Raw genomic sequence first — 12,625 nt, 5'->3', positions numbered from 1 at the left:
AAGGCGTGGAAATGGTGATGCCTGGTGATAACATTCAGATGATTGTTACCCTGATTGCACCAATCGCGATGGACCAGGGTCTGCGCTTCGCAATCCGTGAAGGTGGCCGTACAGTAGGTGCTGGTGTTGTTGCTAAAGTTATCGCATAATTTTTTGATGTGATTACTCTAAAAGGGCATCAACTGATGCCCTTTTTGTACGTTGTTTTATAAGAACCTATCTCATCAATAGTTGTTTTTAATTATTGGTGAGATAGGCTCTGATACAACGAATTGGCTATATCTCTCTCAGATATACAATGTCATACTGAATTATGGCGCCAAGTCAGATACAATCACTCAAATTTTTTGGTTCGGTCTGATTTGTTTTGCTCTTGCGAGGCAAGCTGGCTATCTATTTAAATCATAGTTACAGGTTGGTTTATGAGTACGAATAGCGATGCTCAAGAAAGCAGGCGTAGTCTTGAGGTAATGAAATGGCTATTAGTGGCAGCCTTACTAACGGTTGCTATCGTTGGAAACTACCTTTATCGGGAGTATAGCCTTCCTCTACGCGCGATGGCGGTTGTTGTTATTGTTGCTCTTGCGGGAGCGGCTGCGCTCTGGACAGCTAAAGGTAAAACCACACTGGCTTTTGCCCGTGAAGCTCGCGTTGAAATGCGCAAAGTCATTTGGCCAACTCGCCAGGAAGCGTTGCACACAACTTTGATTGTGGCGGCAGTGACTGCATTGATGTCTTTGATCCTCTGGGGTCTTGACGGCATCCTAGTGCGTTTAGTTTCATTTATTACAGGCCTGAGGTTCTAAGATGTCAGATTCCCCAAAAAAACGTTGGTATGTCATACAGGCATTCTCCGGGTTTGAAGGTCGTGTTGCACAATCTTTACGTGAACATATCAAACTGCATGATATGGAAGATTCTTTTGGCGAAGTGATGGTGCCAACAGAGGAAGTTGTTGAGATTCGTAGCGGCCAGCGTCGCAAAAGTGAACGCAAATTCTTCCCTGGGTATGTGCTGGTACAAATGATCATGAACGATGCAACATGGCATCTTGTTCGCAGCGTACCGCGTGTCATGGGTTTTATCGGTGGCACATCTGACCGCCCGGCACCAATCAGTGATAAAGAAGTTGATGCGATTATGAATCGTCTTCAGCAGGTTGGTGATAAACCACGGCCAAAAACATTGTTCGAACCAGGCGAAATGGTCCGTGTCAGCGATGGCCCATTTGCAGACTTCAATGGTGTTGTGGAAGAAGTCGACTACGAGAAAAGCCGCCTGAAGGTATCGGTTTCTATCTTTGGTCGTGCTACACCCGTTGAGCTGGATTTCAGTCAGGTAGAGAAAGCTTAATTTCTAGGCATATCTTCTAGCTGGCTTGCAATAGGCGTGAAATTAACATACAATTTCGCGCCTTTTGTTTTTAGTGGTCTGGCCTGAAACGGCGGGGCTGAAATGACAGGGGAGCCTTTTAAACAAGGCGATATCACCCACACAGAGGAAAATTATCAATGGCTAAGAAAGTACAAGCCTATGTCAAGTTGCAGGTTGCAGCTGGTATGGCTAACCCAAGCCCTCCAGTAGGTCCTGCTTTAGGTCAGCAGGGTGTTAACATCATGGAATTCTGTAAGGCGTTCAATGCTAAAACTGATAGCATTGAAAAAGGCTTGCCGATTCCTGTTGTGATCACTGTTTATTCTGATCGCTCTTTCACTTTCGTGACTAAAACCCCACCAGCCGCTGTTCTGCTGAAAAAAGCAGCCGGTGTTAAATCAGGTTCCGGCAAACCGAATAAAGATAAAGTTGGTAAAGTAACCAGCGCTCAGATTCGTGAAATTGCTGAAACTAAAGCTGCGGATATGACTGGTACTGATGTTGACGCAATGATGCGTTCAATCGAAGGTACTGCTCGTTCCATGGGCCTGGTAGTGGAGGGTTAATCGATGGCTAAACTGACCAAGCGCATGAGCGCAATCCGTGAAAAAGTTGATGCAACTAAACAGTATGACATTAACGAAGCCGTTGTTCTTCTGAAAGAACTGGCAACTGCTAAATTCGTAGAAAGCGTTGACGTTGCTGTTAATCTCGGCATTGATGCTCGTAAATCTGACCAGAACGTACGTGGTGCAACTGTACTACCTCACGGTACTGGCCGTTCCGTTCGCGTAGCTGTATTTACCCAGGGTGCAAACGCGGAAGCTGCTAAAGCGGCTGGCGCTGAACTGGTAGGTATGGAAGACCTGGCTGAACAGGTTAAAAAAGGCGAAATGAACTTTGACGTTGTTATCGCATCTCCAGATGCAATGCGCGTTGTTGGCCAATTAGGTCAAATCCTGGGCCCACGTGGCCTGATGCCAAACCCTAAAGTGGGTACTGTAACACCTAACGTCGCTGAAGCTGTTCAGAATGCTAAAGCGGGTCAGGTTCGTTACCGTAACGATAAAAACGGCATTATCCACACCACCATTGGTAAAGTTGACTTCGACGCTGACAAATTGAAAGAAAACCTGGAAGCTCTGCTGGTTGCGCTGAAAAAAGCTAAACCATCTTCTGCCAAGGGTATTTTTATTAAGAAAGTTAGCCTGTCCACTACCATGGGCGCAGGTGTTGCGATTGATCAATCTGGTCTGAATGCTTCAGCTTAATTTTAGCTGAATGTGATTGTGATTATCGCTTTACCTTGGCGTCGGATTTGTCTAAAATTTGGCGCCTTATGTTTGGCTAGTAAGTTTTTTTATTAGCTAAATAAAAAATTTTCGGTTGGAGCTTGGCCTAATCCAAGCCCCGTCCAAGACCGCAGGTGTAAGTAATTACTTAATATTCCTGCGTAGACGGTGACAGAGCCAAATGAAATTCATTTCTGGATTCTGCTCACCGTGTTTTAGAGCTCAAGCCCCTTTATGGTGTTATGAGCGATGTGAGTTCCGGGTTCTTCCCGGTTAATCCAGGAGCAAGAAGCTAATGGCACTAAATCTTCAAGACAAACAAGCGATTGTTGCTGAAGTCAGCGAAGTTGCCAAAGGCGCGCTGTCTGCGGTTGTTGCGGATTCCCGTGGCGTTACTGTAGATAAAATGACTGAACTGCGTAAAGCAGGTCGCGAAGCTGGCGTTTACATTCGTGTTGTTCGTAACACGCTGATCCGCCGTGCTGTTGAAGGTACTGCCTATGAGTGCCTGAAAGAAGCGTTTGTTGGTCCAACCTTGATTGCTTTTTCTAACGAACACCCGGGCGCAGCTGCTCGTCTGTTCAAAGAGTTCGCGAAAGCGAATCCAGCACTCGAGATTAAAGCAGCAGCCTTTGAAGGTGAGTTTATTCCTGCGGCCAATATTGACCGTTTGGCAACACTCCCGACTTACGAAGAAGCAATCGCACGCCTGATGTCAACCATGAAAGAAGCCGTTGCAGGCAAACTGGTTCGTACTCTGGCTGCGTTACGCGAGTCACGCGAGCAGAAAGAAGTAGCTTAATTGCCGATTTCCTTCGTTGCTTTTTAACGTATAAATTATTTCTGAATTTTAGGAACACTTGTTATGTCTATCAATAAAGAACAAATTCTGGACGCAGTTGCAGGTATGTCCGTTATGGATGTTGTTGAACTGATCACTGCAATGGAAGACAAATTCGGCGTTTCTGCGGCAGCGGCTGTTGCTGTAGTTGCTGGCGCTGCTGAAGCTGTTGAAGAACAAACTGAGTTTGACGTTGTTCTGTCTTCTATCGGCGCTAACAAAGTTGCTGTTATCAAGGCAGTACGTGGCGCAACTGGCCTGGGTCTGAAAGAAGCAAAAGATCTGGTTGAAAGCGCTCCAGCTGTAATGAAAGAAGCTATCAGCAAAGATGAAGCTAACACACTGAAAAAATCTCTGGAAGAAGCTGGTGCTTCTGTTGAGATTAAGTAAGTTCAGTTTTGAGTTAGCAGCCTGACTTTAAAGGCTGACGGCTGGTGATTTTTTAATCACCAGCCTTTTTGCGCTGTAGGGCATTAGTAGCATTTCCACTGTTTGGCTGCTAATTAACCCCCAAATACTTTTTCCTATTGACGACTTAATATACTGCGTTCTCAGCTACGATCCACTCGGGTAGCTCGGTAGTAAGGTAGCGCAATGAAATGATTTAAGAGTAATAGCAATGAGTATTACGGAAAATAATTCAATTTTCTGTTCGAAAAAACAGTGTCGTAAAGAGCTGTCCTTTAGGGCGGGCAGAGTGGGTCACTGATCAGCGAGCTGAGGAACCCTATGGTTTACTCCTATACCGAGAAAAAACGTATTCGTAAGGATTTTGGTAAGCGTCCACAAGTTTTGGATGTACCCTATCTCCTTTCTATCCAACTTGACTCGTTCCAGAAATTTATCGAGCAAGATCCAGAAGGCCAGAATGGTTTAGAAGCGGCATTCCGTTCTGTATTCCCAATTCAAAGCTACAGTGGCAGTTCGGAGCTGCAATACGTTAGCTACCGTCTTGGTGAGCCAGTGTTTGATGTTAAAGAGTGCCAGATTCGAGGTGTCACTTATTCTGCACCTCTGCGCGTTAAACTGCGTCTGGTCATCTATGAACGTGAAGCACCGGAAGGCACGGTCAAAGACATCAAAGAACAAGAAGTCTACATGGGTGAAATTCCGCTCATGACTGACAACGGTACTTTTGTTATCAATGGTACTGAGCGGGTTATTGTCTCCCAGTTACATCGTAGTCCTGGTGTATTCTTTGACAGCGATAAGGGCAAAACTCACTCATCCGGTAAGGTACTGTATAACGCACGTATTATTCCTTACCGTGGTTCTTGGTTAGATTTCGAATTCGATCCAAAAGATAATCTGTTTGTGCGCATTGACCGCCGTCGTAAATTGCCGGCAACCATTATTCTGCGTGCAATGAATTACAGCACTGAAGAGATCTTGAACCTGTTCTTCAGTAAAACGATTTTCGAAATTCGTGACAACAGACTGCAAATGACCCTGGTACCAGAACGTTTGCGTGGTGAAACCGCTTCTTTTGATATTGAAGCAAACGGCAAGGTTTATGTTGAAAAAGGCCGTCGTATTACCGCACGTCATATCCGCCAATTAGAAAAAGACGAAGTGAACCGTATTGAGGTTCCTGTTGAATACATTGCGGGTAAAGTTGTTGCAAGAGACTACATTGATGTCAATACAGGTGAAATTATCTGTGCGGCTAACATGGAACTCTCTTTAGATCTGTTGGCACGTTTGAGCCAGGCTGGTCACAAATCTATCGAAACATTGTTCACCAACGATTTAGATCACGGCGCATATATTTCCGAGACACTTCGTGTTGATCCAACCAACGATCGTTTAGGTGCATTGGTTGAAATCTATCGCATGATGCGTCCTGGTGAGCCGCCAACCCGTGAAGCAGCAGAAAATCTGTTTGAAAATCTGTTCTTCTCAGAAGATCGTTACGATCTTTCTGCGGTTGGTCGTATGAAATTCAACCGTTCACTGAGCCGAGAAGAAGTTGAAGGCTCCGGTATTCTGAGTAAAAATGACATCACTGATGTCATGAAGAAGCTCATTGACATCCGTAACGGTAAAGGCGAAGTCGACGATATTGACCACTTAGGTAACCGTCGTATCCGTTCCGTGGGTGAAATGGCGGAAAACCAGTTCCGTGTTGGTTTAGTACGTGTTGAGCGTGCGGTTAAAGAGCGTCTGTCTCTGGGTGATCTGGATACTCTGATGCCTCAGGACATGATCAACGCTAAGCCGATTTCAGCCGCGGTGAAAGAATTCTTTGGCTCCAGCCAGCTGTCTCAGTTCATGGACCAAAACAACCCGCTTTCTGAAATCACTCACAAACGCCGTATTTCTGCGTTGGGCCCAGGTGGTTTGACCCGTGAGCGTGCGGGCTTCGAAGTGCGTGACGTACATCCAACGCATTATGGTCGCGTATGTCCAATCGAAACCCCGGAAGGTCCGAACATCGGTCTGATTAACTCATTGTCTGTTTATGCGCAGACTAACGAGTATGGTTTCCTTGAAACCCCATATCGTCTGGTTCGTGATGGTGTTGTTACTGATGAAATTCATTATTTGTCTGCGATTGAAGAGGGTAACTTCGTTATCGCACAGGCAAACACCGTATTGGACGATGAAGGTCACTTCGTTGAAGATCTGATAACCTGCCGTAATTATGGCGAATCCAGCTTATTCAACCGTGAACAGGTTGAATATATGGACGTTTCCACTCAGCAGGTGGTTTCCGTTGGTGCTTCCTTGATCCCATTCTTGGAACACGATGACGCAAACCGCGCATTGATGGGTGCAAACATGCAACGTCAGGCTGTTCCTACTCTGCGTGCTGATAAGCCGTTGGTCGGTACAGGTATGGAACGTGCTGTAGCGGTTGACTCAGGTGTAACTTCCGTTGCTAAACGCGGCGGCGTGGTTCAGTACGTTGATGCATCCCGTATCGTTATCAAAGTAAACGAAGACGAAATGTATCCGGGTGAAGCAGGTATCGATATCTATAACCTGACTAAATACACCCGTTCTAACCAGAACACCTGTATTAACCAAATGCCATGTGTTTCTCTGGGCGAACCAGTAGAGCGCGGTGATGTACTGGCTGACGGCCCATCCACTGACTTGGGTGAATTGGCGCTGGGTCAGAACATGCGCGTAGCGTTCATGCCGTGGAATGGTTATAACTTCGAGGACTCCATCTTAGTTTCTGAGCGTGTTGTCCAGGAAGATCGTTTTACAACTATTCACATCCAGGAACTGGCTTGTGTGTCTCGTGATACCAAATTAGGGCCTGAGGAGATCACAGCTGACATTCCTAACGTGGGTGAAGCGGCACTCTCCAAACTGGATGAATCCGGTATTGTTTATATTGGTGCAGAAGTTACTGGCGGTGACATTCTGGTTGGTAAAGTGACACCTAAAGGTGAAACTCAGCTGACGCCAGAAGAAAAACTGCTGCGTGCTATCTTCGGTGAGAAAGCGTCTGATGTTAAAGACTCTTCTCTGCGCGTACCAAATGGCGTATCCGGTACGGTTATCGACGTACAGGTATTTACCCGCGACGGCGTTGAAAAAGATAAACGTGCTCTGGAAATCGAAGAGATGCAACTGCGTCAGGCTAAGAAAGACCTGACAGAAGAGTTGCGGATCTTTGAAGCTGGCTTGTTTGCCCGTATCCGTTCTGTCCTGATTTCTGGCGGCATCGAAGCTGAGAAATTGGATAAGCTGCCTCGTGAGCGTTGGTTAGAACTGGGTCTGGCTGATGAAGAAAAACAGAATCAGTTGGAACAGTTGGCTGAACAGTATGACGAACTAAAAACTGAGTTCGAGAAAAAACTGGACGCTAAACGCCGTAAGATCACTCAGGGCGATGACTTAGCACCGGGCGTGCTGAAAATCGTTAAAGTTTATCTGGCGGTTAAGCGTCAGATTCAGCCTGGTGATAAGATGGCGGGCCGCCACGGTAACAAGGGTGTTATCTCCAAGATCAACCCGATCGAAGATATGCCTTACGATGAAAACGGCACTCCGGTAGATATCGTACTGAACCCACTGGGCGTACCATCACGTATGAACATTGGTCAGATCCTGGAAACTCACCTGGGGATGGCTGCGAAAGGTATTGGTGACAAGATTAACGCGATGCTGAAACAGCAGCAGGAAGTCGCCAAACTGCGTGAATTTATCCAGAAAGCTTATGACTTGGGTGATGAAACCCGTCAGAAAGTTGATCTGAACACTTTCTCTGATGAAGAAGTTATGCGTTTGGCAGAAAACCTGAAAAAAGGTATGCCAATTGCAACACCAGTATTTGATGGTGCGAAAGAGAAAGAAATTAAAGAACTGCTGAAACTGGGTGACTTGCCAACTTCTGGGCAAATTACCCTGTTTGATGGTCGTACTGGTGAGCAATTCGAACGTCAGGTTACAGTTGGCTACATGTATATGTTGAAACTGAACCACTTGGTGGATGACAAAATGCATGCTCGTTCAACCGGTTCGTACAGCCTGGTTACTCAGCAACCGCTGGGTGGTAAGGCGCAGTTCGGTGGTCAACGTTTCGGTGAGATGGAAGTGTGGGCATTGGAAGCATATGGTGCCGCGTACACCTTGCAGGAAATGCTCACCGTCAAGTCCGACGATGTTAACGGCCGTACCAAGATGTATAAAAACATCGTGGATGGCAACCATCAGATGGAACCAGGAATGCCGGAATCCTTCAACGTATTGTTGAAAGAGATCCGCTCTCTGGGTATTAACATCGAGCTGGAAGACGAATAAACCGTATTCCCGCTGGTACTGCCCTGAATGGATATGACGGGCAGTTTACCAGCCAGTGGTTGCACTGGTCATAGGGGAGAGTGGCATGGGCCGCTCTCCTGACAGGTCTAACTCCGACAGGAGCCATTTCGTGAAAGACTTATTGAAGTTTCTGAAAGCGCAAACTAAGACCGAAGAGTTTGATGCGATCAAAATTGCTCTGGCCTCACCAGATATGATCCGTTCGTGGTCATTCGGCGAAGTGAAAAAGCCGGAAACAATTAACTACCGTACGTTCAAACCTGAGCGTGACGGCCTTTTCTGTGCCCGTATTTTCGGACCGGTAAAAGACTATGAGTGTTTGTGTGGTAAATACAAACGCTTAAAACACCGTGGTGTGATTTGTGAGAAGTGTGGTGTAGAAGTTACCCAGACTAAAGTTCGTCGTGAGCGTATGGGTCACATCGAACTGGCTTCTCCAACGGCACACATCTGGTTCCTGAAATCATTGCCATCCCGCATCGGTTTGTTGCTGGATATGCCACTGCGTGATATTGAGCGTGTACTGTACTTCGAATCCTATGTGGTTGTAGAAGGCGGTATGACCAGCCTGGAACGTAGTCAAATCCTGACAGAAGAACAATACCTGGATGCACTGGAAGAGTTCGGTGATGAATTCGATGCGAAAATGGGTGCGGAAGCTATCCAGTCTTTGCTGAAAAATCTCGACCTGGAAAATGAGTGTGAAACTTTGCGTGAAGAGTTAAATGAAACTAACTCTGAAACTAAACGTAAGAAGTTGACCAAGCGTATTAAGCTGTTGGAAGCATTTATTCAATCTGGTAACAAGCCAGAATGGATGGTTCTGACCGTTCTGCCAGTGCTGCCGCCTGATTTACGTCCACTGGTTCCATTGGATGGCGGCCGTTTTGCAACGTCGGATCTGAACGATCTGTATCGTCGTGTTATTAACCGTAACAACCGTTTGAAACGCCTGCTGGATCTGGCTGCGCCGGATATCATCGTTCGCAACGAAAAACGTATGTTGCAGGAAGCGGTTGATGCCCTGTTGGATAACGGTCGTCGTGGTCGTGCCATTACCGGTTCTAACAAACGTCCTCTGAAATCCTTGGCTGACATGATCAAGGGTAAACAAGGTCGTTTCCGTCAGAACCTGCTGGGTAAACGTGTTGACTACTCAGGCCGTTCTGTAATCACCGTAGGCCCTTACCTGCGTTTGCATCAGTGTGGTTTGCCTAAGAAGATGGCACTGGAGCTGTTCAAGCCATTCATCTATGGCAAGCTGGAACTGCGTGGTTTAGCGACGACGATTAAAGCAGCCAAAAAGATGGTTGAGCGTGAAGAGGCGGTGGTATGGGATATCTTGGATGAAGTGATTCGTGAACACCCGGTTCTGCTGAACCGTGCACCAACACTTCACCGTTTGGGTATTCAGGCATTCGAACCGGTTCTGATCGAAGGTAAAGCGATTCAGTTGCACCCACTGGTGTGTGCGGCATATAACGCCGACTTCGATGGTGACCAGATGGCTGTTCACGTACCGCTGACACTGGAAGCCCAGTTAGAAGCGCGTGCATTGATGATGTCTACTAACAACATCCTGTCTCCTGCGAGTGGTGAGCCAATCATCGTGCCATCTCAGGACGTTGTTCTGGGTCTGTATTACATGACCCGTGACTGTGTTAATGCTAAAGGCGAAGGCATGGTGCTGACCGGGCCTAAAGAAGCAGAACGCGTATACCGCGCAGGTCTGGCTTCTCTGCATGCCCGTGTTAAAGTTCGTATCTCGGAAGAAGTGAGAGATGGCGAGGGTAATATCACCGCCAGCACGGGTTTGGTTGATACTACCATTGGTCGTGCAATCTTGTGGATGATCGTCCCAAGAGGTCTGCCTTACTCTCTGGTTAACCAGCCACTGGGTAAAAAAGCTATCTCCAGAATGCTCAACACTTGTTACCGTGTGATGGGCTTGAAGCCAACCGTTATCTTCGCTGACCAGATCATGTACACCGGTTTTGCCTACGCTGCACGTTCAGGTGCATCTGTTGGTATTGATGACATGGTTATCCCAGAGAAAAAAGCTGGGATCATTACGGAAGCAGAAGCAGAAGTTGCTGAAATTCAGGAACAGTTCCAGTCTGGTCTGGTAACAGCTGGCGAACGTTATAACAAGGTTATCGATATCTGGGCCGCAGCAAACGAGCGTGTTGCTAAGGCGATGATGGAAAACCTGTCTACTGAGACAGTCATTAACCGTAACGGTGAAGAGGAGCAACAAGTCTCCTTCAACAGCATCTTTATGATGGCTGACTCTGGTGCGCGTGGTTCTGCCGCTCAGATCCGTCAGTTGGCGGGGATGCGTGGCCTGATGGCTAAACCAGACGGTTCCATTATCGAAACGCCAATCACTGCGAACTTCCGTGAAGGTTTGAACGTACTCCAGTACTTCATCTCAACCCACGGTGCTCGTAAAGGTTTGGCGGATACCGCACTGAAAACGGCGAACTCTGGTTATCTGACCCGTCGTCTGGTTGACGTTGCACAGGATTTGGTTGTTACAGAAGACGACTGTGGTACCCACGAGGGTATTCTGATGACGCCGGTTATTGAAGGTGGTGATGTTAAAGAGCCACTGCGTGAGCGTGTACTGGGTCGTGTAACGGCAGAAGATGTTCTGAAGCCGGGTACTGCTGACATTCTGGTTCCACGTAACACCCTGCTGAACGAAAAATGGTGTGATCTGTTAGAAGAGAGCTCTGTTGACAGCATTAAAGTACGTTCAGTTGTAAGTTGTGAAACTGACTTCGGTGTTTGTGCAAACTGCTATGGTCGTGACCTTGCCCGCGGACACATCATCAATAAAGGTGAAGCGGTTGGTGTTATTGCGGCGCAGTCCATCGGTGAGCCGGGTACACAGCTGACGATGCGTACGTTCCACATCGGTGGTGCGGCATCCCGTGCGGCAGCGGAATCCAGCATTCAGGTTCGTAACAAGGGTAGCCTGAAACTGTTTAACGCGAAATCCGTTACCAACTCCGCAGGCAAACTGGTGATTACTTCCCGTAACACCGAGCTGTGCCTGATCGACGAGTTTGGCCGTACTAAAGAAAGCTATAAAGTGCCTTACGGTGCGGTATTGGGTAAAGGTGATGGCGAAGCAGTTAACGGCGGCGAAACCGTTGCTAATTGGGATCCGCACACCATGCCAGTAGTCAGTGAAGTATCCGGTATCATCCGTTTCGCTGACATGGTAGATGGTCAGACCATTACCCGCCAGACTGACGAATTGACAGGTTTATCTTCATTGGTTGTTCTGGATAGTGCAGAGCGTACCGGTAGTGGTAAAGACTTGCGTCCGGCACTGAAAATCGTTGATGCCAAGGGTGACGATGTATTGATCCCAGGTACTGATATGCCTGCTCAATATTTCCTGCCAGGCAAAGCAATTGTTCAGTTAGACGATGGTGTCAGCATCTCTGCGGGTGATACCTTAGCGCGTATTCCTCAAGAATCCGGCGGTACGAAAGATATTACCGGTGGTCTGCCACGTGTTGCTGACTTGTTCGAAGCACGCCGTCCGAAAGAGCCGGCTATCTTGGCTGAGGTCAGTGGTATTGTCTCCTTCGGTAAAGAAACCAAGGGTAAACGCCGTTTGGTTATCTCCCCATTAGATGGTGGTGATGCTTACGAAGAGATGATCCCTAAATGGCGTCAGCTCAACGTATTCGAAGGTGAGGTTGTTGAGCGCGGTGATGTAATCTCCGATGGTCCAGAGTCTCCACATGACATCTTGCGTCTGCGTGGTGTTCATGCGGTTACCCGTTACATCACCAACGAAGTTCAGGAAGTTTACCGCCTGCAAGGGGTTAAGATTAACGATAAACACATTGAGGTTATCGTTCGTCAGATGCTGCGTAAAGCAACCATCGAAAGTGCAGGTAGTTCCGAATTCCTGGAAGGTGAACAGGTTGAATATGCCCGCGTTAAAGTGGCAAACCGTAAGCTGGAACAGGAAGGTAAAGTCCCTGCAATTTATGGACGTGATCTGTTGGGTATCACCAAAGCGTCTCTGGCAACAGAATCCTTCATCTCTGCGGCATCGTTCCAGGAAACGACCCGCGTACTGACTGAGGCTGCGGTTGCGGGTAAACGTGATGAACTGCGTGGCTTGAAAGAGAACGTCATCGTTGGTCGTTTGATCCCTGCTGGTACGGGTTATGCTTACCATCAGGATCGTATGCGTCGTCGTCAGTTGAATGAGCCTGCTGAAACGCCACAAGTGAGTGTGGATGAAGCAACTGCAAACTTGGCAGAACTGCTGAATGCTGGTTTTGGTGGCGATAAGAAGTAATTCTTAAAA

9 protein-coding genes are annotated in these 12,625 nt (G+C 47.3%); all 9 read left to right on the top strand.

Going from position 1 to position 12,625, the window contains the following annotated elements; genetic code table 11:
- Positions 1–149, top strand: a 149-nt coding sequence (locus KZ793_RS17070; protein WP_450091402.1) for an EF-Tu C-terminal domain-related protein, incomplete at its 5' end; no start/stop codon positions are given.
- 273 nt (positions 150–422) lie between these two features.
- Positions 423–806 (top strand): preprotein translocase subunit SecE, encoded by a 384-nt coding sequence (gene secE / locus KZ793_RS17065; RefSeq protein WP_225816424.1) that lies wholly within the window; start codon positions 423–425, stop codon positions 804–806.
- A 1-nt stretch (position 807) separates the two neighbouring features.
- The gene (gene nusG / locus KZ793_RS17060; RefSeq protein WP_011144820.1) at positions 808–1,353 is read left to right on the top strand and encodes a transcription termination/antitermination protein NusG; all 546 of its coding nucleotides are present in this window, start codon (positions 808–810) and stop codon (positions 1,351–1,353) included.
- 158 nt (positions 1,354–1,511) lie between these two features.
- On the top strand, positions 1,512–1,940 hold the full coding sequence (gene rplK / locus KZ793_RS17055) for a 50S ribosomal protein L11 (protein ID WP_118987078.1): 429 nt from the start codon (positions 1,512–1,514) through the stop codon (positions 1,938–1,940).
- Positions 1,941–1,943: 3 nt separating this feature from the next.
- Positions 1,944–2,645: a 50S ribosomal protein L1 gene (rplA, locus tag KZ793_RS17050; RefSeq protein ID WP_118987077.1), complete on the top strand. Its 702-nt coding sequence runs from the start codon at positions 1,944–1,946 to the stop codon at positions 2,643–2,645.
- Between the two features lie 316 nt (positions 2,646–2,961).
- A complete protein-coding gene (gene rplJ / locus KZ793_RS17045; RefSeq protein ID WP_118987076.1) occupies positions 2,962–3,468 on the top strand; it encodes a 50S ribosomal protein L10 in 507 nt (168 codons plus the stop codon).
- A 63-nt stretch (positions 3,469–3,531) separates the two neighbouring features.
- A complete protein-coding gene (rplL, locus tag KZ793_RS17040; protein ID WP_225816423.1) occupies positions 3,532–3,897 on the top strand; it encodes a 50S ribosomal protein L7/L12 in 366 nt (121 codons plus the stop codon).
- A 339-nt stretch (positions 3,898–4,236) separates the two neighbouring features.
- On the top strand, positions 4,237–8,265 hold the full coding sequence (gene rpoB / locus KZ793_RS17035) for a DNA-directed RNA polymerase subunit beta (RefSeq protein ID WP_118987074.1): 4,029 nt from the start codon (positions 4,237–4,239) through the stop codon (positions 8,263–8,265).
- 130 nt (positions 8,266–8,395) lie between these two features.
- Positions 8,396–12,616 (top strand): DNA-directed RNA polymerase subunit beta', encoded by a 4,221-nt coding sequence (gene rpoC / locus KZ793_RS17030; RefSeq protein ID WP_225816422.1) that lies wholly within the window; start codon positions 8,396–8,398, stop codon positions 12,614–12,616.
- Positions 12,617–12,625 lie beyond the last annotated feature (9 nt).

Origin of the sequence: Photorhabdus antumapuensis, from assembly GCF_020387775.1 — a bacterium.
Taxonomy (GTDB): domain Bacteria; phylum Pseudomonadota; class Gammaproteobacteria; order Enterobacterales; family Enterobacteriaceae; genus Photorhabdus; species Photorhabdus antumapuensis.
The sequence above is the reverse complement of the archived record's forward strand: the minus strand, read 5'-3'. Positions and strand labels throughout refer to the sequence as shown.